The organism is Rhizobium sp. LjRoot258, assembly GCF_964254185.1.
In the GTDB taxonomy this organism is placed as follows: domain Bacteria; phylum Pseudomonadota; class Alphaproteobacteria; order Rhizobiales; family Rhizobiaceae; genus Rhizobium.
Map to the genome: position 1 here is coordinate 560,049 of NZ_CAXUST020000001.1, position 20,228 is coordinate 580,276.

Here is a 20,228-nt window from a genome sequence, read left to right on the forward strand (position 1 = left end):
CGCAGATCTCCGATGAGCGTTGCGTCTACGCTAGACCCATTGCGGATGGCGGACTAGGAAAACTTGTCGCCCAAAGGGCGACGCTCTGTTCCTCAGGATGATGGTCTTGCTGACGATGGCTTAGGCCCCGTCCAGCGGCTCGACGCCTTGTGGCTTGCCGGCACGGTCAAGGCGGATCTTTTCGATGCGGTTTTCGGCGGCCGAAAGCAGCGTTTCGCAATGCTTCTTCAGCGCTTCGCCGCGCTCGTAGATCTCGATGGATTCGTCGAGCGCCACGTCGCCGCGCTCCAGCCGGGCCACGATGCTTTCGAGTTCGGCAACCGCCTTCTCGAACGAGAGACCGGAAACCTCCGGCTTGGCGCTGTCAGTCATACTCAACCCTTCATCATTCTGAGGATATGCAAGCCGGCCGATTCGGCGAGGCCTTCTAAATCATAGCCGCCTTCCAGCAGGCTGACGACCCGGTTTGCGGCACTTTTGTCGGCCACCTCGAGCAAGCGCCCGGTCGCCCAGTCGAAATCCTCGCCGACCAGATTGATCTGCGCCAGCGGATCGCGGTGATGCGCGTCGAAGCCGGCGGAGATGATGATCAAGTCCGGCCGGAAATCGAACAGCGCCGGCAGCACTCGCGATTTGAATGCTTCGCGGAAGTGATCGCTGCCGACATTCGGAGACAATGGCGCGTTGACAATCGTCCCGTGCTTGCCGCTTTCATCCTTCGCCCCGCTGCCGGGATAAAGCGGCATCTGGTGCGTCGAGCAGAAGAGCACCGAGGGATCGTCCCAGAAGATGTCCTGGGTGCCGTTGCCGTGATGCACGTCCCAGTCGACGATGGCCACGCGTTCGGCGCCGTGTGCCTTCTGCGCATGACGGGCGGCAATGGCGGCATTGTTGAAGAAGCAGAAGCCCATCGCCGTCGATTTTTCGGCATGGTGGCCGGGCGGACGCGAGGCGACGAAGACGTTGTCCGCCTTGCCGGTGAAGACGTCGTCGACAGCGGCCATGGCGCCGCCGATTGCCGTCAGCGCCGCTTCCAGACTTTTCTGGCTCGCATAGGTGTCGGCTTCGAGCTGATTGATCTCGCCATCCTCTTCCGGCACCTGGCGCATGACCGAAAGCAGGTGCTCTTCCGGATGCGCGAGCAGAACGGCCTCCTCTGCGGCCAGCGGCGCGCGCTTGCGGTCAAGTGCTGCGAAATTCGGATGCTCCAGAGCCACGTTGATCGCCCGCAGACGGTCGGACCGTTCGGGATGGCCGGCGGGCGTTACGTGTTCCAGGAAGATCGGGTGCTCGTAAAGGCGGGTGCTCATGGGATCACTCTATCTTTCCGTCCCATCATGATCCACAGCAGATGGGGCTCGACGCTACGATTTCAACAAGCGGGCGCCGCTGCCATCGCACCAGTCCGCCGTTTACTTCGGTCGACCTCGCGGCTAGTGTCTGGAGAGGGGAAAATTGGCAGAAAGATCAATGAACGAGGTCACGCGCACCGTTGAAATGAATGTGCCGTTCCGCGACGTCGACATGAACGGCCAGGTGTTTTTGGGTTCCTATATTTCCTATGCCGAGTCCGTGCTGGCAACCTTCTGGTCTTCGAGGCCGCAGCTCGAGGACGAGCCGCTTTATATCGCTAGCAAGCTCACCTGCATCCTGCATCGGCCGCTGCATTACGATGAGAGAGTCGTGTTCACTGCGTCGGTCGACAAGATCGGCGTGCGTTCGGTTGGCTTCATCATTGCGGCCGACATTGGCAATGAGCGCTCTGCCGAGGTCGAGATCATCTGGCAGGCGCGCTCGCGCGAAGATCGTTCGCCTGTCCCGCTTCCCGAAGACACGCGTGACTGGCTTTATGGCTTTGTCGACTAGCTGCGCACCGGCAGCAGGGGATAGCCGACCATCACCGCGCGGCCGACGAGTGCTGCGACAAACGCCTTGATGACATCGCCCGGGATAAACGCCATCGAGCCGAGGAAGGCCTTGGAGAGGCCTAGCTGGGCGGCGAACGCCAAATAGACGATACCGAAGGCGTAGAGAACCACGATTCCGCCGATCATCGCCGCAAAGAAAAAGCCGACTGTTTGCACCAGCGCTGACTGCTCGGACTTGACCAGCCGCTCGCTGAGATAGCCGGTGACGAAAGCGGCGAACACCCAGCCGATGAGGAAGCCGGTGGTCGGTGCGGCGAAGGCGGCAAGCCCGCCGCGGCCGCCGGACAGGACCGGAAGGCCGATCGCGACAAGCACCAGCACGATCAAGACGGCGATCGTGCCACGGCGTGCGCCAAGTACGGCGCCTGCCATCATCACGCCGAGCGATTGCGCCGTGATCGGAACGGGAATGAAGCCGAGTGTGATCGGCGGAAGAATGCCGAGCGCGACGATGATTGCCGCAAAGAGGGCGGAGAGAACGAGGTCGCGGGTGTTCATGCAGGGCTCCTGTTAGCGAGTTCTCGAATTGACATGCCGCCGAACGCCGCGCGCGTCAATCGCCGCGGCAATGTTATCCGCATCCCTCAGTGTCAGGATGATCAGCGGCACGAGCACTGTTGTCGGCCGCACCTTGAGGCCGCGCGCGGCATGCGCTTCGCTGATAGCCTGGTAGCGGCCGAGAATCTCTGGAACAAAGCGGACGACGAGCCCGACGGCAAGCCCGACGTCGTCGGCCTGCACCAAGCCGATGCTCTCTAGTGGTCGCGCGAGCTGCGTAATCTCATCGATGAATTGCGCGATCGTCGTCGTCGCCGTTACCGTGGCGGCAAACAGCATCAAGGCGGTCAGCCGCAGCAATGCGACGACCGCAACATGCCAGGGATTGAAGGCAAGACTGAACAGCGCAACGACGAGGATGGTCAGGAATATCGGCTTTAGCCGCGCAAGCGCTGAGCGCGCCGGGAGGCCGATGCTGAAGTAGATCGTGGCCGCTACGACGACGGTCATAGCAAGCAGCAGAAGCTTCGCCGAAACGAACAGCATGACGCCGAGAGTGGCGAGCGCCAGCAGCTTGGCGCGAGCCGACAGCCGGTGCATGGCGCTATTGCCTTCGACGAAAAGCGACTTCATCAGCTGGCGATCTCCTTGTAGCGGCGGATCGCTTCTGCGGCAGCTGCGTCGGCAACAAGGCTGCCTTCATGGAAAACCAGCACGCGTTCGTAATCCGCAACCAATTCCAGATCGTGACTGATGACGATTGCGCTTTCAGGAAGGCTTTCAACCAGTTTTTGCACGAGGCCGCGGTTCTTGAGATCCAGCTGGTTGGTCGGCTCATCCAGGATAAGAATGTCGGGTCCGGTGGCCAGAACCGAGCACAGTGCCGCAAGTTGAAGCTCCCCGCCGGAAAGCTCGTGGGCCCGGCGGTCGGCGAGATGGGCGGCGCCAAAGCGCTCTAGGACTGCCTCCACCTTCGCGGTGATTTCTGCCTGCTTGTAGCCGCGGCTCTTCAGTCCGAAGGCAATGTCGTCACGCACGATAGGCAGGATGATCTGGTTTTGCGGGGACTGGAAGATGAAGCCGACATCCGTAAGGACCGCCTTCGCGTTGGCTGTGTCACGGCCGTTGACGACGACGCGTCCGACACTCGGCTTGGTCAGGCCATTGATCAGACGCGCAAAGGTCGTCTTGCCCGAGCCGTTCAGGCCGATGATGCCGACGCGCTTTTCTGTGAGCTGGAGCGTCACCGGCGCCAGGGCGATGCGCGCACCATAGTTGACCCCTGCGCCTTCGAAACGGATATCCACTTGGTCCCTCGTGAATTGAGAGGCCGTTCTATAATGAATTTCGCGCTTTGAAAGCTCAAAATCTCGCAATGAATGCCGCTTGCTCCTACCTGACAGCTCGCGCAAACTTACCGGGTGGCTAGGAACATTTTCCGTCCTATGATGCACACATGACGAATCTCATTTCGAATTCCGATGCCCGCCGCATATTTCTCGCCAAGCAGGGTCTGAGCGTGCCGCCGAACAAGGCGCTGACGAAGGCCGGGCTGCTGCAGCTCATCCACGATCTCGGCTTTGTCCAGGTCGACAGCATCCAGACGGTGGAGCGGGCGCACCACCAGATCCTGTTTTCCCGCAACCAGACCTATAAGCGCGAGCACCTGACGGCACTGCTTGAGAAGGAGGGCTCGCTCTTCGAACACTGGACGCATGATGCCTCGATCCTGCCGAGCGCCTTCTTCCGCTACTGGAAGCACAAGTTCCGCCATGAGGAAGTGGTGATTATCGAGCGTTGGCGCAAATGGCGAGGGGAGGGCTTCGAGCACGCCTTCGATGAGACGTATGAGCGGGTCCTTCGTGACGGCGCGATCATGGCCCGCGAGATCAAGGCCGATGGGCACGCCTCCGGAGGCTGGTGGAACTGGCATCCGAACAAGACGGCGCTGGAATATTTCTGGCGAACCGGCAAGTTCGCCATCGCCGGACGCTCCAATTTCCAGAAGATCTATGATCTCGTCGAACGCGTCATTCCTGTCGAATTTCATGAACCCGAGGTCAGCCACGAGGAATTTGTCGACTGGGCGTGCCGCAGCGCGCTGACGCGCCTGGGCTTTGCCACGCACGGCGAGATCGCTGCCTTTTGGGATCTGCTTTCGCCCGACGAAGCGAAAGCCTGGGTGAACGCGCATCGCGGCGACCTCACCGAGGTGCTGATCGAACCGGCGCTCGGCGGCAAGCCGCGGGCGTCCTGGGCGTTTCCCGATTTGCTCGCGAGCCTTTCGGACTTTCCGGCAGCCCCGCCGCGGGTTCGCGTGCTCAGCCCCTTCGATCCGATGATCCGCGACCGCAATCGCACCGAACGCCTGTTCGGCTTCTTCTATCGCATCGAGGTTTTCGTGCCCGAGCCGAAGCGGGAATACGGTTATTACGTCTTTCCGCTCCTTGAAGGCGACAAGCTGATCGGTCGCATCGACATGAAAGCCGACCGCAAGAACGGAAGCCTTGACATCAAGCGTCTATGGCTGGAGCCTGGAGTGCGCGCATCGACCGGGCGGCTGGACCGGCTCGACGCAGAGCTGCAGCGCCTCGCGCGCTTCTCCGGCGTCGAGAAGATCACTTATCTCGACGGTTGGCGGGCTTAATAGATCTCGGTCTTGCTGATCTTGATGCCGAAGCCTTCGAGGCCGACATAGTGGCGCTCGCGGCTGGTCAGCAGCCGGATCGAGGATACGCCGAGGTCCTTGAGGATCTGCGCGCCGAGACCGATTTCCAGCCATTCGCTGTCACGGATCTGCGCCTCGACATGTGCTTCCCGGCCCTGGCTGCGCGACTTGCGGCCGCTATCGGAATGACCGACGCCGACAGATCCTTCGCGCAGGTAGACGATGATCCCACGGCCTTCGTCGGCGATCTTCTTCATGTAGTGGTCGACTGGGCGGCGCTTGCCGAAAAGGTCCTCGGCGACATTCTCCGGATGCAGGCGAACCGGAATGTCGATGCCGTCGCGGATGTCGCCGAAAACCACGGCGAGGTGCTGCATCGTATCCCAGGGAAGCGAATAGGTATGTGCCTTGGCCTTGCCGAAAGGCGTTTCGATGTCGAAGCTCTGACCGAGTTCGATCAGTGTTTCCTTGCGCTGGCGATAGGCAATTAGATCGGCCACCGACACGAGCTTCAAGCCGTTCGTCTCCGCGAATTCGACCACCTGCGGTCCGCGCGTGACAGTGCCGTCATCATTGACGAGCTCGCAGATCACGCCAATCGGCGGAAGCCCGGCAAGCTTGCAGAGATCGACGGCGGCTTCGGTGTGGCCCGAGCGCATGAGCACGCCGCCTTCGCGCGCGACAAGCGGAAAGATGTGGCCCGGACGCACGAAGTCGCTGGCGCCGACATTAGGGTTGGCCAGGTTGCGAACGGTCAGCGTCCTGTCATCGGCGGAAATGCCCGTCGTCGTGCCGTGCTTGAAATCGACCGAAACAGTGAAGGCCGTCGTGTGAGCCGAGTCGTTTTCGGCAACCATCGCATTAAGGTTGAGCCGGCGGGCTTCCTCCTTCGGCATCGGCGTGCAGACGATGCCGGAGGTATGGCGAACGATGAAGGCCATCTTCTCCGCGGTGCAGTGGACAGCCGCAACGATCAGGTCGCCTTCGTTCTCGCGATCGTTGTCATCCATCACCACGACGATTTCGCCGGCCTCGAAGGCTCGGATCGCATCGACGACGCGCTTCTGATCGTAAGGCATGTCAGTGTTCCTATGTCAGCCGGCCGGTCTGGCCGCGGTCACGGAGATAGTGGTCGGCAAGGGCGCAGGCGACCATCGCCTCGCCGATCGGCACGGCGCGGATGCCGACGCATGGATCGTGCCGCCCCTTGGTGCGAATATCGACATTTCTGCCGTCGGCATCGATCGATTGGCGTTCGGTCAGGATCGATGAGGTCGGCTTGATGGCGAAACGCGCGATGACAGGCTGGCCTGTGGAGATGCCGCCGAGGATGCCGCCGGCCTTGTTCGACAAAAACAACGGCTTGCCGTCATTGCCCATGCGCATCTCATCGGCGTTTTCCTCGCCAGTGATCTCGGCGGCTTCGAAGCCGTTGCCGATTTCGACGCCCTTGACGGCGTTGATCGACATCAGCAGCGAGGCGATATCCTGGTCGAGCTTGCCATAGATCGGCGCACCCAGACCTGCCGGTACGCCTTCGGCCACGACCTCGACAACGGCGCCGATCGAGGAGCCGTTCTTGCGAATGCCGTCGAGATAGTCTTCCCAGACCGGAACGATCTCCGCATCGGGTGCAAAGAACGGATTCTGGTCGACCTGATCCCAATCCCAGTTGTGGCGATTGATCTTGTGTTTGCCGATCTGTACCAGCGCGCCACGTACCTTGACGCCGGGCGCGACAAGACGGGCAATGCCGCCAGCTGCCACGCGTGCAGCCGTTTCGCGGGCTGATGAACGGCCGCCGCCGCGGTAGTCGCGGATGCCGTACTTTACATCGTAGGTGTAGTCGGCATGGCCCGGCCGGTACTGCCGCGCGATTTCGCCATAATCCTTGGAGCGCTGGTCGGTGTTCTCTATCATCATCGAGATCGGCGTGCCGGTCGTAATCATCGTCTCGCCGTCGGCATCCAGCATCACGCCAGACAGCACCTTGACCAGATCGGCCTCGCGTCGCTGCGTCACAAAGCGCGACTGGCCGGGCTTTCGCTTGTCGAGCCAGGCCTGAATGTCCTTGAGCTTGAAGCGCAGGCCGGGAGGGCAGCCGTCAACGACGCAGCCGAGCGCCGGCCCGTGGCTCTCGCCCCAGGTGGTTACGCGGAAAAGATGACCGAATGTGTTATGCGACATGTGTTCCGACCGGATCGCGCCAACCGGTCGTCACCGGCGGCGTCGTTCATCTAAAAAATGCGCGACACTCATAGGCCAAAAAGCTGCGGCGACAAAAGCCTTTCTTTGCTCGAAACCGTCAACGAAAGGAAATGGTGTTTCCGCAGATTGTAAACGATGGTTTTCAGGACGCGATGCGCCAGGAACTTTCGATCGCCATCAGCGTGAAGTCCTCGAAGGACAGCGGGCGGGAGAATGCGTAGCCCTGCAGGAGGTCGCAGCCGAGTTCGTTAAGGAGGGTGGCGTGAGCCGTCGTTTCGACGCCTTCTGCTACCGTCTCGACACCGAGCGAGCGGGCGATCTCGATGATCGAGCTGACAAGGGCGCGCTCCTGCGGCGAATTCATGATCGGCTGGACCAACTGCCGGTCGATCTTGAGCCGCTTCGGCTTCAGCTTGAGGAGGCTGACGATCGATGTGTGTCCAGTTCCGAAATCGTCGATCTCGATGTCGATCCCAAGTGCCTTGATCCGCTCGAGGTTATGGGCCGCCACATCCTCGCTTTCGTCGAGAAAGATCGACTCGACCAGTTCGAAGGACAGTTCGCCGGGCCGAATCTGCAGGCCGCTCAGTGACTGTGCCAGTGTCTCGTCATGCAGCCGTCGCGCCGAAACGTTGACCGAGATCTTCGGAACGTGGATGCCCTTTGCTGTCCAGCGCATCTTATCCTTCAGCGCGGTGTCGAGAACGATACGGTCAAGGGTTTGGACCACATTGATCTCGTCGGCGATCTTCAGGAATTTGTCCGGGGTCAGCAGTCCGCGGGACGGATGATGCCAGCGAACCAGGGCTTCGATGCCGGTCAGTTTCATCGTGCGCGCTGAGAACTGCGGCTGATACCAGGCGGTAAATTCGCCGTTCTCGATACCCGTGAGGATCTCGTCTGCCAGGCGCTTGTTGTTGATGATGTCAGCCTGGAGGTTGTGATTGAAGAATTCGTAGCGGTTGCGCCCCTGGCTCTTGGCGCGGTAAAGGGCGATGTCGGCGTTGATCAGCACCTTGCGCGCATCGACGTGCACGCCATTGGCCAGTGCAATGCCGATGGAGACACCGCAACGGCAGGCGAACCCTTCGAAGTCGATCGGCTGGCGCATTTGTTCGATGATCCGGCCGGCAAGCGCGGACATATCTGCATCACTGGCATTGAGTGCCAGGATCACGAACTCGTCGCCGCCGATGCGCGCGACGAGGTCATCGCCGCGCAGATTTCGCGACAACACCTGCGACGCATGGATCAGCATCGCATCGCCGGCGGCGTGGCCGAGCGTGTCGTTGATCTCCTTGAACCTGTCCAGGTCGATGTGGAGGATGGCGAACTTCTGCCGTTCGCTGCAGCCGTCGAGCGTCAGCCTTTCAAGCGCGATATCAAGTTTGCGGCGGTTGGCGAGAGCCGTTAGGGGGTCGTGCAGCGAATTGTGTTCGATGCGGTTCTTGGCAATCTCGAGCTCGATGTTCTTGGCGATCGCCTCGTCCTTGGCCGCCTTGAGTTGGGCCGTCATCAGCGCATCTTCGGTGATATCGAAAGCAACGCCGATGATCTTCATGTGACCGCTCGGGGTCTGGTGAACCTTGCCGGTCGAGCGCACGTAGCGCATCGAACCGTCCTCGGTCGGAACGCGACAGATCAGCGTATGGGTGTCACCAAGTTGCTTGAAATGACGGGCACTCTCGAGCGCTAGGTCCCGGTCTTCGGGCAAAATGCAGGAAAGCCAGACCGGTTCGGTCATAAAGCCGGCCCTTGGCTTCAGCCCATAAAGCTCGTGCATCCGATCGTCCCAAATGGAACCCTCGTCGCCGAGCGTCGCTTCCCAGATGCCGCATTGATAAGAGTCGAGTGCCAGATCCAGCTTGCCGGAGAGCTCGGAAAGTTCGGCCTCGCGCCGTGACAGTTCGTCCAGCGCCATCTCCAGTTCGGCATTCTTGATGTCGCTGACATCCTTTGCCTTGCGCAGGGTCTCGGCCGCTTCCGCGTCGGCGGTGACGTCCCAGACGATGCCGATGGTTTTGTCTGCGCCGGCCGCATCCGTATAGAAGGAGCCGATCGAGCGCAGGTGTCGGACAGTGCCGTCCTCGGCCACGACACGGTATTGTGTTTCATAGGCGGAACCGGCAACGTTGTAATTGAAGAAGTGGACTTCGGCGATGTGCCGGTCTTCGGGAACGATCGCAGCAAGCCAGTCTTCCAGCGAATGACTGCCGTCTTCTGCGGGTTTGCCGTGGAGCGCTGCGGCGCGGGCATCCCAAAACAGCGTATGCCCGTGATCATGCAGCTCCCATATGCCGATGTTCGACGATTCCAATGCCAGATCGAGGCGTTGCGACAGCTTCAGCAGCGTCGCCTCGCGCATCTTGAGCTGCTCGATGTTGCGGTTTCGCTCGCCGAGTAGCAGGGTCGCAAAGAAGACCGGAATGATCGTGATGCAGCCGGCGGCCGCGATGATCAGGCGAAGCGTTGACTGGTTCTCGGGAACCGCTTTCCAGCCGGTCTTCGGGAGCGCCGCAATCTGCCAGCGCCCACCGGCAAAGGCGATCTTTCGCGTTATCGGTTGCTTCTCGTGCAGATCCTGCGCACCGAAGAAGGGCGTGGCCGAGTCTGCCGTAGCGAGGTCGCGTACCGCGATCGAGAGGTGATCGAGGTGGGGATACTTCTCCTGATTCTCGCTGTTGCGCGCCGGCTGCAAGCCGGTGTTCTGATAGAACATGTCTGCGTCGATCATGACCTCGACCGCGCCCCAGACCCGGCGTTGCCCATTCTCCTTCACGAAGACAGGAAAGAAGATCGCGAAGGCTTCCGTGCCGTCGGCCGCCGTGATCGGGCCAGAGAAGCGCGCCTGCTGCGCCCCTGCGGTGCGCATCACCGACTGACGCGCAGCAAGAACGTCGCGGACATCTTTCCCGATTCGGCCTTTCCCGGCCTGTGGCGGATAGACGGCGCTGACGATGAAATCCGGTGCGACGGCAATATTCAGGAAGTGAGGGTTCTGGATGAGCAGCCAGTTGATCTGCCGCTCCATCTCTTCGGCGTTTACGCTGGAATTGACCGCCACCATGTTGGCGAGGTCGCGAACGACCGTGATGTCCATGTTGATCTGCGCGGTCATCCGCGCGCGGATCAAACTTACTTCGTTTTCAGTCCGTATCGTCAGTTCGCGCAGATGAGCGGCAGTATTGGCGCGGTCTAGCCCGAAGCCGACGACGACGACAACAATAGCGACGAGGCTGGAAACCAGGAAGGCGATACGGGTATTCCTGAAGAAGCGCCGCAACGTATTGCTGCCTTTGAGGCGGAATAGCAAAACCCAGTCTCCCATGTTCGGGGACGACTTTAGATAGAAGCGGTTAATTTACGATTGCCCGCAAATGCTCTTTGCCGGGCGTCGAAGCGTACTGGAAATGCGATTAACAGACGCATGCGGTTATTGTTAAAATACTATTCACCAATTTGGCGCGATGGGTCATTCTTCAGGGCAAATTTCGCCATATTCGGGAGGTTATCTGTGCGCAGTCGGATTATCGAGTCGCGTTTTCGAGGGAATGCCGCCATGCGCTTTGTAGTAGCTACGCTTTTGGCCACAGCCAGTTTTTTGTCGCCGATCAGCGGATTTGCAGAAAGCGCGGATGTCGAGGCGACGATCAAGAAGGTCGATATGACCAATCTCAGCCTCACGCTGGATGACGGAAAAACCTATCAGGCACCGGAGGAGTTCAATTTCGAAGGGCTGAAGGCGGGCGTGAAGGTTATCGTCTTCTACACTGAGGTCGATGGCAAACGCGTCATCAACGATCTCGACATCGTTCAGTAGGCGGATCTAGATCCAGCCGATCAACCCGTTCTCCCGATCGATCTTCAGGATGCGGTCCTGTGGAATTTCACCTTCGGCAGCCTCTTCCTTGGGCAATGCGGCAATCGTCCTGAAGAGACTGCGTATGACGCCGCCGTGGGTCACGCAAACCGTTGGTTTATCGACGGAATTCAGCCAAGATGCAACGCGCCAGGACATGATTTCGTAGCTTTCCGCGTCGTCTCCTGGCGGAATGAAATCCCATTTGTTGAGATTGCGCTCGGTGACGCGGTCACGGGCCGTGGCCTTCAATTCCTTGATCGTGAAGCCTTCCCAATCGCCAAAGGAAACCTCGACCAGGCGCTCGTCGGTCCGATAATCTTTCGATGGAAGACCCATTGCTTCGCGCATGATCTCCATGGTGGCGCGGGTGCGCGCCAGCGGGCTTGCTACGAAATCGAAGGGGATTGCCTCGACTTTTAGGATCTCTGCTAGATCGGTACCGTTCTGCCACGCTTGCGCTGTGCCGATGGCATTGAGCGGAATGTCCTTCTGCCCCTGCAGGCGACGTTCCGCGTTCCAGTCTGTCTGGCCGTGTCTGACGACATAGATAAGCAATGATCGGCTCCGTTTAGGGCGCGCAACCCCTCAATCGCTGTCGCGAAGAAAGGGGTCGCGAGCACGACGCAGCAAAGGGAGCGCGATCAGTCCTTTATGACGGAAATGTCCGGCGCGTCTACCGCCTTCATGCCGATGACGTGATAGCCGCTGTCGGCGTGGTGGACTTCGCCGGTGACCGAGCGCGAGAGATCGGAAAGCAGATAAAGGCCGACATCGCCGACTTCTTCGATCGTCACGGTGCGACGCAGCGGCGCATTGTATTCGTTCCACTTCAGGATGTAGCGAAAGTCACCGATGCCGGACGCCGCAAGCGTCTTGATCGGGCCGGCGGAAACGGCATTGACGCGAATGTTCTTCGGTCCGAGGTCAACCGCCAGATACTTGACGCTGGCTTCGAGTGCCGCCTTGGCAACGCCCATGACGTTGTAGTTAGGCATAACCTTCTCGGCGCCGTAATAGGTGAGCGTTAGCATCGAGCCGCCGTCAGTCATCAGCTTCTCGGCGCGACGCGCGACCGAGGTGAACGAATAGACGGAGATCTGCATCGTCTTGGCGAAGTTGTCAGCCGAGGTATCGACATAGCGACCGGTCAGTTCGTCCTTGTCGGAAAAGCCGATCGCGTGAACGATGAAGTCAATCTTGCCCCACAGCTTTTCGACGTGGTCGAAGACGGCATCGATGGTCGACTCGTCGCTGACATCGCAATGTCCGGCAAGAACGCCGTTTACCTCGGCAACCAGTGGCTCAACGCGCTTCTTCAGCGCATCGCCTTGGTAGGTAAAGGCGATTTCGCCGCCCTGTGCATGAATAGCCTTGGCAATACCCCACGCAATCGAACGATTGTTGGCAACGCCCATGATGACGCCGCGCTTGCCTGACATGAGGCCTGTTGCCTGAGCCATATTTTGCCCCCTAAGGAATTCTGATCGGTCCTGCCTATGGCATAGGCTGCTAATCGGTTCAAGATTGGCAGCAATCATCAACTGTTAGGGATCGTAACAAAGGGTGCGCATGTCACCAAAATTTCACAGAAACAGCCCGTTCTTCATGCTTCGCATCAGATCGGTGACTTTGTCGTCGGGTTTTTCCCACAACATAATACGCAGTTCGACGAGGAGATCGCCCCTGCCGCCCTCGGCGTTCGCCAACCCCTGACCCTGAAGTCGGATTGTCTTGTCGGAGCCTGACCAGGCTGGAATCGTGACGGTGATGGGACCATTGGGGCTTTCGATACGCGCCTCGGTTCCCAGTACGGCATTTTCAATCGTTACCGGCAGCGCCGTATGTAGATCGAACCCATTGACCGTAAACCGTTCATCGGTAGCAATGTGGATGCTGACGACGGCATCGCCGCGCTGCATGCCGGCGAGCTTGTGACCCTGGCCCTTCAGACGGACCTGATGACCTTCCGTCGTGCCAGCCGCCAGCGCAAATCCGATGTCCCGTCCTTCGCCTAGGTCGACGGTGACCCAGCTGCCCTTGATGACCTCGTCGACGGTGACGGTCTTGGTTACGAATTGGTCCGGCGCTTTTTCCGGCGCGGCAGCGCTGCTGCCGGTAAAGCGGCGAACGAGCGAAGTCAGCAAGCTAAGCGGCTGCATGACCGCAGAGGCCTGAGCGGCTGCGTCCTCAGAAGCCTGCTGTTCAGCCTCGGCCTTGCCGGCATCCGGCTGTTTGTCTGAGGTCGCAGGCTCCGCGTCCGGCCGCTTTGCAGCACCTGCGGTAAAGCCTTGGGCGCGGCCGCCACCGGCCGCAGCGCGTGCCTGCGTACCGAAGATGCGTTCGATCATTTCTTCGGGCGGCTCGGCCGTGCCCGTCTTCTGCTGCTTTGCGGCGTCGGCTGCAGCCTTTTGCGCGGCGGCGCGGGCAAGCTCTTCCATCACGCGCTCGGCATTGGCCTGCGCTGCCTTGGCACGCACGGCAGCTTCACGGGCTGCCTGGCGCTGCTGCATGATCGTGCCTTCGTTGGCCTTGGCTTCGGCCATGCGGGTGGCATTGTCGAACAGACTCCGCTTCTTCGGATCTTTGAGCGTTTCATAGGCACGGCCGATTTCGGCAAAGCGGGCGCTCGCCGTCGGGTCGCCCTGATTGTGATCAGGGTGAACTGCCTTGGCCATATTGCGCCAGGCTGCCTTGATTTCGTCCTGCCCCGCGTCTCGCTTGACGCCCAAAATCTTATAAGGATCGCGCATGTTCCAAACCGTCGGTGTTCCGATGCGGTGTGCCTGTCCTCTGCCCTAGCACCCCGAAGCCTCTCATTCCGCGCCCGAGCTCATCCCCAGGAAGAAACCGAGCGCACATGAGGAACGATTGTCGGGAGAAGTTGCTAATCAGTTCTTATTCGGCGCGGCGGACATCTCGCTTTTGCGCCGAATGGTTAGCCTTTTGCTAAACATCAGAAGAGAAGGCGGAGCGCGTGTTAAGCATGCTCAAAGTGCTAATTAGCTTTCCGGCTGGAAACTCATGAGTTGCCAGTTGCCACCGCCGACCAGGCAGGTCTTGCCGTAGAATTTTGCGATGCCGACATAGGAGTGCCGCGTTGTGCGGAACTGGCGGCAAACCTGGCCGGAATCCGTATTCTCGACAATGGTGTCGATGACACCGGCGCTGCCGGTCGAAGCATTGGCCCAGGGAAGGGGGCGCCCCTCCAGCCCCCGGATATCGGCTGAGGTCACGGCGTTGCCGACGGTCATTTCGTCGGAAATCGAGTCGCTCGTCGGCGCCGGCTGTGGCACGGTGCCCGTTGCAACCGACCGATCGACCTTCGAGCTGCTGAAGAGATCCAACCCGCTGGAGACGCAACCGGAGAGGGAGAGCACCGCCGTACCGACAATGCAGAAGGTCGCGCTACGACGCAGCAGACCCTTTGTATGACGATCTGACTTTGCTATGACTTCCACCCTGCGTCCTGTCCAGTAGCTAAAGGCTGGGCAAATTTCGAATAAACCCGGGGCATTTGAGCTAATATGTCGGCAAATGAGTTAATAAGCGGTGACTTCACCGAGCGAAACGAACCGTTCGATCTTTTTGCCGAGTGGCTGAAGGAGGCTGAAGCTTCCGAGATCAATGACCCGAATGCGGTAGCGCTTGCGACGGTCGATGAGGACGGCCTTCCCAATGTCCGCATGGTTCTCCTTAAGGGATTCGATCACGACGGTTTTGTCTTCTACACGAATTTCGAGAGTCAGAAAGGCCAGGAAATTCTCGGACAGAAGAAAGCGGCCATGTGTTTCCACTGGAAAACGCTGCGCCGGCAGGTTCGGCTGCGTGGGCCTGTGGAAGTCGTGACGGACGAAGAAGCCGATGCTTACTTCAAGACGCGAGCCCGCGGCAGCCGGATCGGTGCCTGGGCATCGAAGCAGTCGCGGCCGCTGGAGAGCCGATTCGCGCTGGAGAAAGCCGTGGCAGAATACACTGCCCGCTATGCAATCGGCGAGATTCCGCGTCCGTCGCATTGGTCAGGCCTCCGGATTCGGCCGGTGTCGATCGAGTTCTGGAAGGACCAGAAGTTCCGTCTGCACGATCGCATCGAGTTCCGTCGAGCCTCGCCCGAAGGCGATTGGACGAAGGTTCGTATGTATCCGTGATCAGGCATGAGCAGGAGTGCTCATGCCCTGTGTGATGCAAACTGGAACGGGATGCCCGAAGCCAGCCCGGAAACGTACCGCGCCTTCTGGTAAAGGCCGTTGATCGAGAGCCTTGGCAGATAGGTGATGCTGCCGATCGAGCGCTGGGTGACGACGCCGGGCTGCGTCGTCACAGCAATGTCGAAGCCGACCTCGCGTGCGATTGCGGCTTGCCTCTGCGTTACTGCCTCGCGAGTGCCGTAGGGGTAGGCGAAGGAGCCCGGTCGGGCGCCGGTGATCGCGGCGACGTAGTCGCGGGAAGCCTCCATCTCGTCGCGAACTTCCCGGTCGGAGAGGCGCGAGATCGCCCTATGGCTAATTGAATGGGCGCCGAGCGAGACCAGCGGGCTAGCTTCAAGCAAATTGAGTTCCGCCGGTGTCATGACGAGATCATCAACGATTTCGTCCGGATCGATCTCGTGCGTTCGCGCCATCGCGTCGATGGCTGTGACGGTGGCGGTTTCGTCATGTCGATGGAGATGGTCGGCGAAACGCGCGAAGGCGCGTTCCTTGGCGAGTGGAGTCGCGACGTCCAGCATCTCATGGCCGTGGCCGAAATCGAAGCCGAGCTTCTCTTCCTTGCGCAGAAGCGCCGCCAGCGTCTCCCACCAGATCGTATGCGTGCGCTCGGAAAGACCCCTAGCGACGAACACGGTGAAGGGCACCTCGTGCTTCTCGAAGATGGGCAGGGCGTAGACAAGATTGTTGCGGTAGCCGTCATCGAGCGTGAAAGCGGCGAAGGGTTGGCTGGAGCCGGATTGCGAAAGCAGCGCAGGAATCTCGTCAAGCGTCACGAAGCGATAGCCGTCCCTCTTCAGGCGATCGAGGGCTAGATCGAGGAATTCCGGCGTGATCTCCAGATGCGCATTCGGCGCGAAGGTGGTCTCTTCGTGTGGGCGGACATGGTGCAGCGTGAAGATGGCGCCAAGTCCGCGGGCGCCGCGCATCACGCCGGCTGCACGCAGGAGATTGGCAATCTCAAGGCTGCCTGCAATCGCAATCCGCTTCGCAAGCCTTTTGACGCTCGCTGTCATCTCATCTGCCCGCTGGTTTCTGGAGCGGCGAAACTAGCAAGCCCGCGGTTAAGTCTTGCTGAATGAAGATTTTGAAGTGTCCTCTTTACGGGATTTTCACTATGAAGGATAAAACTTGACAAAAATGGTACCAGTTGCCGCAAAGTCGCGCCACATTGGCGGCTTCTGTAGCGGAACGGGACAAATCCGAATGGCGCCGGCTATTCGTTCATCGAGGGGAATTGCATGAAGAAGCTGTTGGCCGCGATTATGACCGCGACGCTCGTCGTTGTGGCGCCGTTGACGGCGATGGCAGGCAGTGCCTCCCTCATCCTGGATGCCCGAACTGGCAAGGTGCTCAGCGCCGAAAATGCCGACGTCCTGAACCACCCCGCTTCGCTGACGAAGATGATGACCATCTACATGGCTTTCGAGGCGATTGACCGCGGCAAGCTCAGCTGGAACACGCCGCTCGTCATGTCGAAATACGCCGCCTCGCGTCCGCCGACGAAGCTCGGCGTTCGCGCTGGTGATTCCGTTACGGTTCGCGACGCGATCCTCGGCATGATCACCAAGTCGGCCAACGATGCCGCCGCTGCCATGGCCGAAAAGCTCGGTGGTTCGGAAAGCAACTTTGCTCGCATGATGACGCAGAAGGCACGGCAGCTCGGCATGAGCCGTACGACCTTCTATAATGCTTCCGGCCTCCCGGATGGACGGCAGGTCACCACGGCGCGCGACATGTCCACGCTTGCCGTGGCGCTCATGCGGAACTTCCCAAGCGAGTATCGCCTGTTTTCGACAGCCAGCTTCACGTTCCGTGGGCGCACGATCCGAGGCCACAACAACCTGATGTACCGCTATCAGGGCATGGATGGCATCAAGACCGGTTACACCAACGCGTCCGGCTTCAACCTCGTCAGCGCCGTAAAAGACGGCAACCGCCGCGTCGTCGGTGTCGTGCTTGGCGGCCGCACCGCCCGCAGCCGCGACGCCAAGATGGCGGGTCTGCTCGACAAGTATCTCGGCCGTGCGTCAACCGGCGGCAAACTGGTTGCAAGCGTCAATGCGCGCCAGCAGGTGGAAGTCGCCTCGGCGGCCGATGACAGCGACATGCCGATCCCCGAAACCGCGCCGCGCACAAATGAACTCTCGCCGAAGGCGCTCGGCTATCTGAGCGATGCGACGGTTCCGATGGAGCGTCCGTCCGCTCTTGGCGAAATAGCCAACGCCGGCAAGTCCGCCGGCGCGCCGTCTGCTTCCGGCGACTGGCAGATTCAGATCTCGGCGGCACCGAGCGATGATGCCGCTCGCGCTCTCCTTGCCCAGGCCAAGGCCGAGGGTGGTCCGGCCCTGAAAACCGCGTCGCCCCATACCGAGGCTGTCGGCAATGGTGCCAACAAGATCTATCGCGCTCGCTTCGTCGGATTCCAGAGCCGCGAAGCGGCCACGGCGGCCTGCGATGCCCTCAGACAGCGCTCCTACGACTGCATGCTGCTGCCTGACCACGGCTGAACCTTCTGGACTTTCCAGCAGAATCAAGGTCCTCCTTTGTAAACAAAAGGAGAACGTCATGCTGAATGATCTTGCCGAAAAATTCGAGCGTGCTTCGCGCACCTATGCCGATGTGAACGGCATCGAGCGCGACGCCGACTGGTTTCTCCTGAAGCTTCAGGAGGAAATCGGCGAGCTCACCCAGGCCTGGAACCGCATCAGCGGCAGAGGGCGTCGGAAAGGCAGGTCGGATGAGCAACTGGCGCGCGACCTCGCTGATGAAGCAGCCGATGTGCTCGGCCACATCCTGCTTTTTGCGCATAGGAACGATCTGGATCTCGCAGCGGCGATCAAGCGTAAATGGCTGTTCCAGCCGGAGCGGGGCTAGCTTTTTAGGTCGTGCCGATCCTGCGCCGGTAGAATTTGGTATCCACGGCCATCAGCGGAAATGATCTCGGAAGATCGCCCTTGGGAACTGCCACGAATCCGTTCTTCTCGTAGAACCGATGCGCGGCGAGGAACTTGTCCGTCGTTCCAAGGAAGATGTCCTTGATCCCCTGATTCTCTGCGTGTCCCACCAGTTCCGCCAGAAGTCGTGCCGCCACGTTATGCTCGCGACCGCGCACATCAGCCGCGACAAACATCTTGCGCAACGCCGTCTGGTTGTTGCCGATGTCCTTCAGCCCAATCGTGCCGACAACCTGGCCGTTACCGACGGCGACCCAGAACTGACCCTTTCCGGACTGATAGAAATCAGGAATAACCGCGAGATCCGGCTGGTCGTCGGCCGTGATCGCGATGCCGAATTCCTCGCGCTGGATCGGCAGGATGAGCGAGAAAACATCATCGAGATCGGCGCCAACGAACGGTCTGATCTCGATTTCGCTCATCACCGCTCCACGTTCCCGACTAGGCCTTCGTGCCGCCGACGGTCACCTGGTCCATCCGCAGGTGCGGTTGGCCGACGCCGACTGGAACCCATTGCCCGGCCTTGCCGCAATTGCCGATGCCGGTGTCGAGTTTCATGTCGTTGCCGACCATCGAAACACGCTTCATCGCCTCCGGGCCGTTGCCGATCAGCATCGCGCCTTTGATCGGCGCGCCGATCTTGCCGTTCTCGATCAGGTAGGCCTCGGTGCAGCCGAACACGAACTTGCCGGAAGTGATATCCACCTGGCCGCCACCGAAGGAGACGGCATAGATGCCCTTCCTGACGGAAGAGATAATTTCCTCCGGCGTCGTGTCGCCGCCGAGCATGTAGGTGTTGGTCATGCGAGGCATCGGAACGTGCGCATAGCCCTGACGGCGGCCGTTGCCAGTTGGCTTCAGGCCCATCAGACGGGCATTCTGTCGGTCCTGCATGTAGCCGACGAGCTTGCCATTTTCGATCAGCACATTGTAGGCCGAAGGTGTCCCTTCGTCGTCGATGGTGATCGAGCCGCGGCGGTTGTCGATCGTGCCGTCGTCGACGACGGTCACGCCGGGTGCCGCGACCATCTGGCCGAGCAGGCCGGCAAAGGCCGAGGTCTTCTTTCGGTTGAAATCGCCTTCGAGCCCGTGGCCGACGGCTTCGTGCAGCATGACCCCCGGCCAGCCGGAGCCGAGCACGACATCCATGGTGCCAGCCGGTGCGTCGATTGCCTCCAGGTTCACCAGTGCCTGGCGCAACGCTTCGTCGGCGCCGTACTGCCAGCTGTCCTCGGCGATGAAATCGCCAAAGCCGATACGCCCGCCGCTGCCATAGGAGCCGCTCTCCTGGCGCTCGCCTTCACCGACGATGACCGAGATATTGATGCGCGTCATCGGCCGGATATCGCGAACGCGGTGACCATCGGCGCGCAGAATGTCGACGACCTGCCAGCTGGCGGCGACCGATGCGGTCACCTGGCGCACCTTGTCGTCCTTGCCGCGTAAATAAGCGTCGATATCCTGCAGCACCTTGACCTTCGCCTCGAAGGTCGGCGTACCGATCGGGTTCTCGTCCGAATAGAGCTTCTTGTTGGTGCGCTGGGGAGCCGCCGCATAGCTGCCGGTATAGCCGCGGGTGACGGCGCCAACTGCATCGGCTGCACGCTTCAACGCGGCCACCGAGAGGTCGCCCGCATGCGCATAGCCGACCGCTTCACCGGCAACCGCGCGCAAGCCAAAGCCCTGCTCGGTGTTGAAGCTGCCGCCCTTCAGGCGCCCGTTGTCGAACATCAACGATTCCGCCTGGGCGTGTTCGATGTAGAGCTCCCCGTCGTCCGCGCCCGAAAGCGCCTCGGCAACGAGCGAGCGCATCTTCGCTTCGTCGGCATCGAAAAGCGTGAGGAGATCCGTATTCATGTCTTTATGCTCCGCTGAAGCAGGAATGCTTTCAGCCGATGTAGGTCC

General features: G+C 60.4%; 21 protein-coding genes. 6 read left to right on the plus strand and 15 right to left on the minus strand.

Annotation, left to right across the window (positions count from 1 at the left end; translation table 11 throughout):
* Positions 1-120 precede the first annotated feature (120 nt).
* On the minus strand, positions 121-372 hold the full coding sequence (locus ACSQ9D_RS02740; protein WP_003545921.1) for an exodeoxyribonuclease VII small subunit: 252 nt from the start codon (positions 370-372) through the stop codon (positions 121-123).
* 2 nt (positions 373-374) lie between these two features.
* Positions 375-1,310 (minus strand): histone deacetylase family protein, encoded by a 936-nt coding sequence (locus ACSQ9D_RS02745; protein ID WP_436281064.1) that lies wholly within the window; start codon positions 1,308-1,310, stop codon positions 375-377.
* 160 nt (positions 1,311-1,470) lie between these two features.
* On the opposite strand from ACSQ9D_RS02745, the gene ACSQ9D_RS02750 reads away from it, so the two are divergent.
* Positions 1,471-1,866 carry an acyl-CoA thioesterase gene (locus ACSQ9D_RS02750; protein WP_436281065.1) on the plus strand — a complete coding sequence of 132 codons (396 nt, stop codon included), beginning with the start codon at positions 1,471-1,473 and terminating at the stop codon, positions 1,864-1,866.
* Here the strand turns inward: ACSQ9D_RS02750 and ACSQ9D_RS02755 are convergent.
* From ACSQ9D_RS02755 to ACSQ9D_RS02765, 3 genes are read right to left on the minus strand one after another with little or no spacing between them, the layout of a single operon-like run.
* The gene (locus tag ACSQ9D_RS02755; protein WP_436281066.1) at positions 1,863-2,426 is read right to left on the minus strand and encodes a biotin transporter BioY; all 564 of its coding nucleotides are present in this window, start codon (positions 2,424-2,426) and stop codon (positions 1,863-1,865) included. The two genes, ACSQ9D_RS02750 and ACSQ9D_RS02755, sit on opposite strands and share 4 nt — an antisense overlap.
* Before the next feature lie 12 nt (positions 2,427-2,438).
* Positions 2,439-3,059 (minus strand): CbiQ family ECF transporter T component, encoded by a 621-nt coding sequence (locus ACSQ9D_RS02760; RefSeq protein ID WP_436281067.1) that lies wholly within the window; start codon positions 3,057-3,059, stop codon positions 2,439-2,441.
* On the minus strand, positions 3,059-3,733 hold the full coding sequence (locus ACSQ9D_RS02765; protein WP_436281068.1) for an energy-coupling factor ABC transporter ATP-binding protein: 675 nt from the start codon (positions 3,731-3,733) through the stop codon (positions 3,059-3,061). The genes ACSQ9D_RS02760 and ACSQ9D_RS02765 overlap by 1 nt, the downstream gene beginning before the upstream one ends.
* A 149-nt stretch (positions 3,734-3,882) precedes the next feature.
* Here ACSQ9D_RS02765 and ACSQ9D_RS02770 point away from each other — a divergent pair, with 149 nt between their 5' ends.
* On the plus strand, positions 3,883-5,073 hold the full coding sequence (locus ACSQ9D_RS02770; RefSeq protein ID WP_436281069.1) for a winged helix-turn-helix domain-containing protein: 1,191 nt from the start codon (positions 3,883-3,885) through the stop codon (positions 5,071-5,073).
* Here ACSQ9D_RS02770 and ribB read toward each other — a convergent pair.
* From ribB to ACSQ9D_RS02785, 3 genes are all read right to left on the minus strand, one after another.
* The gene (gene ribB / locus ACSQ9D_RS02775) at positions 5,070-6,173 is read right to left on the minus strand and encodes a 3,4-dihydroxy-2-butanone-4-phosphate synthase (RefSeq protein ID WP_436281070.1); all 1,104 of its coding nucleotides are present in this window, start codon (positions 6,171-6,173) and stop codon (positions 5,070-5,072) included. The two genes, ACSQ9D_RS02770 and ribB, sit on opposite strands and share 4 nt — an antisense overlap.
* Before the next feature lie 10 nt (positions 6,174-6,183).
* Entirely contained in the window at positions 6,184-7,281 is a 1,098-nt protein-coding gene (gene aroC, locus ACSQ9D_RS02780) for a chorismate synthase (RefSeq protein ID WP_436281071.1), read from the minus strand.
* Between the two features lie 163 nt (positions 7,282-7,444).
* Entirely contained in the window at positions 7,445-10,615 is a 3,171-nt protein-coding gene (locus ACSQ9D_RS02785; protein WP_436281072.1) for a bifunctional diguanylate cyclase/phosphodiesterase, read from the minus strand.
* A 246-nt stretch (positions 10,616-10,861) separates the two neighbouring features.
* Between ACSQ9D_RS02785 and ACSQ9D_RS02790 the strand changes: the two genes are divergently transcribed.
* Entirely contained in the window at positions 10,862-11,122 is a 261-nt protein-coding gene (locus tag ACSQ9D_RS02790) for a DUF1344 domain-containing protein (protein WP_024314249.1), read from the plus strand.
* Positions 11,123-11,128: 6 nt separating this feature from the next.
* On the opposite strand, the gene ACSQ9D_RS02795 is transcribed toward ACSQ9D_RS02790, so the two are convergent.
* From ACSQ9D_RS02795 to ACSQ9D_RS02810, 4 genes are all read right to left on the minus strand, one after another.
* Complete coding sequence (locus ACSQ9D_RS02795; RefSeq protein WP_436281073.1) at positions 11,129-11,719, minus strand: histidine phosphatase family protein; 591 nt, start codon at positions 11,717-11,719, stop codon at positions 11,129-11,131.
* 86 nt (positions 11,720-11,805) lie between these two features.
* On the minus strand, positions 11,806-12,624 hold the full coding sequence (fabI, locus tag ACSQ9D_RS02800) for an enoyl-ACP reductase FabI (protein ID WP_007793163.1): 819 nt from the start codon (positions 12,622-12,624) through the stop codon (positions 11,806-11,808).
* A gap of 123 nt (positions 12,625-12,747) precedes the next feature.
* Positions 12,748-13,914: a DnaJ C-terminal domain-containing protein gene (locus tag ACSQ9D_RS02805; protein WP_436281074.1), complete on the minus strand. Its 1,167-nt coding sequence runs from the start codon at positions 13,912-13,914 to the stop codon at positions 12,748-12,750.
* A 249-nt stretch (positions 13,915-14,163) separates the two neighbouring features.
* On the minus strand, positions 14,164-14,622 hold the full coding sequence (locus ACSQ9D_RS02810) for an RT0821/Lpp0805 family surface protein (RefSeq protein ID WP_037122775.1): 459 nt from the start codon (positions 14,620-14,622) through the stop codon (positions 14,164-14,166).
* A 66-nt stretch (positions 14,623-14,688) separates the two neighbouring features.
* Between ACSQ9D_RS02810 and pdxH the strand changes: the two genes are divergently transcribed.
* Positions 14,689-15,309: a pyridoxamine 5'-phosphate oxidase gene (gene pdxH / locus ACSQ9D_RS02815; RefSeq protein ID WP_436281075.1), complete on the plus strand. Its 621-nt coding sequence runs from the start codon at positions 14,689-14,691 to the stop codon at positions 15,307-15,309.
* Between the two features lie 20 nt (positions 15,310-15,329).
* Here pdxH and ACSQ9D_RS02820 read toward each other — a convergent pair whose 3' ends face one another.
* Positions 15,330-16,382 (minus strand): polysaccharide deacetylase family protein, encoded by a 1,053-nt coding sequence (locus ACSQ9D_RS02820; protein WP_436281076.1) that lies wholly within the window; start codon positions 16,380-16,382, stop codon positions 15,330-15,332.
* A gap of 225 nt (positions 16,383-16,607) precedes the next feature.
* Here ACSQ9D_RS02820 and ACSQ9D_RS02825 point away from each other — a divergent pair, with 225 nt between their 5' ends.
* Positions 16,608-17,876 carry a serine hydrolase gene (locus tag ACSQ9D_RS02825; RefSeq protein WP_436281077.1) on the plus strand — a complete coding sequence of 423 codons (1,269 nt, stop codon included), beginning with the start codon at positions 16,608-16,610 and terminating at the stop codon, positions 17,874-17,876.
* Between the two features lie 58 nt (positions 17,877-17,934).
* Complete coding sequence (locus ACSQ9D_RS02830) at positions 17,935-18,243, plus strand: pyrophosphatase (protein ID WP_436281078.1); 309 nt, start codon at positions 17,935-17,937, stop codon at positions 18,241-18,243.
* Between the two features lie 4 nt (positions 18,244-18,247).
* Here the strand turns inward: ACSQ9D_RS02830 and ACSQ9D_RS02835 are convergent, their stop codons facing one another.
* A complete protein-coding gene (locus tag ACSQ9D_RS02835) occupies positions 18,248-18,745 on the minus strand; it encodes a GNAT family N-acetyltransferase (RefSeq protein ID WP_436281079.1) in 498 nt (165 codons plus the stop codon).
* A gap of 19 nt (positions 18,746-18,764) precedes the next feature.
* Complete coding sequence (tldD, locus tag ACSQ9D_RS02840) at positions 18,765-20,180, minus strand: metalloprotease TldD (protein WP_436281080.1); 1,416 nt, start codon at positions 20,178-20,180, stop codon at positions 18,765-18,767.
* Positions 20,181-20,228 lie beyond the last annotated feature (48 nt).

What these genes read in the sequence shown, in the direction of transcription:
- ACSQ9D_RS02740 (WP_003545921.1), bottom strand. Translation starts at nt 372, where the DNA reads ATGACTGACAGCGCCAAGCCGGAGGTTTCCGGTCTCTCGTTCGAGAAG.
- ACSQ9D_RS02745 (WP_436281064.1), bottom strand. Translation starts at nt 1,310, where the DNA reads ATGAGCACCCGCCTTTACGAGCACCCGATCTTCCTGGAACACGTAACG.
- ACSQ9D_RS02750 (WP_436281065.1), top strand. Translation starts at nt 1,471, where the DNA reads ATGAACGAGGTCACGCGCACCGTTGAAATGAATGTGCCGTTCCGCGAC.
- ACSQ9D_RS02755 (WP_436281066.1), bottom strand. Translation starts at nt 2,426, where the DNA reads ATGAACACCCGCGACCTCGTTCTCTCCGCCCTCTTTGCGGCAATCATC.
- ACSQ9D_RS02760 (WP_436281067.1), bottom strand. Translation starts at nt 3,059, where the DNA reads ATGAAGTCGCTTTTCGTCGAAGGCAATAGCGCCATGCACCGGCTGTCG.
- ACSQ9D_RS02770 (WP_436281069.1), top strand. Translation starts at nt 3,883, where the DNA reads ATGACGAATCTCATTTCGAATTCCGATGCCCGCCGCATATTTCTCGCC.
- ribB (WP_436281070.1), bottom strand. Translation starts at nt 6,173, where the DNA reads ATGCCTTACGATCAGAAGCGCGTCGTCGATGCGATCCGAGCCTTCGAG.
- aroC (WP_436281071.1), bottom strand. Translation starts at nt 7,281, where the DNA reads ATGTCGCATAACACATTCGGTCATCTTTTCCGCGTAACCACCTGGGGC.
- ACSQ9D_RS02790 (WP_024314249.1), top strand. Translation starts at nt 10,862, where the DNA reads ATGCGCTTTGTAGTAGCTACGCTTTTGGCCACAGCCAGTTTTTTGTCG.
- fabI (WP_007793163.1), bottom strand. Translation starts at nt 12,624, where the DNA reads ATGGCTCAGGCAACAGGCCTCATGTCAGGCAAGCGCGGCGTCATCATG.
- ACSQ9D_RS02805 (WP_436281074.1), bottom strand. Translation starts at nt 13,914, where the DNA reads ATGCGCGATCCTTATAAGATTTTGGGCGTCAAGCGAGACGCGGGGCAG.
- pdxH (WP_436281075.1), top strand. Translation starts at nt 14,689, where the DNA reads ATGTCGGCAAATGAGTTAATAAGCGGTGACTTCACCGAGCGAAACGAA.
- ACSQ9D_RS02820 (WP_436281076.1), bottom strand. Translation starts at nt 16,382, where the DNA reads ATGACAGCGAGCGTCAAAAGGCTTGCGAAGCGGATTGCGATTGCAGGC.
- ACSQ9D_RS02825 (WP_436281077.1), top strand. Translation starts at nt 16,608, where the DNA reads ATGAAGAAGCTGTTGGCCGCGATTATGACCGCGACGCTCGTCGTTGTG.
- ACSQ9D_RS02830 (WP_436281078.1), top strand. Translation starts at nt 17,935, where the DNA reads ATGCTGAATGATCTTGCCGAAAAATTCGAGCGTGCTTCGCGCACCTAT.
- ACSQ9D_RS02835 (WP_436281079.1), bottom strand. Translation starts at nt 18,745, where the DNA reads ATGAGCGAAATCGAGATCAGACCGTTCGTTGGCGCCGATCTCGATGAT.
- tldD (WP_436281080.1), bottom strand. Translation starts at nt 20,180, where the DNA reads ATGAATACGGATCTCCTCACGCTTTTCGATGCCGACGAAGCGAAGATG.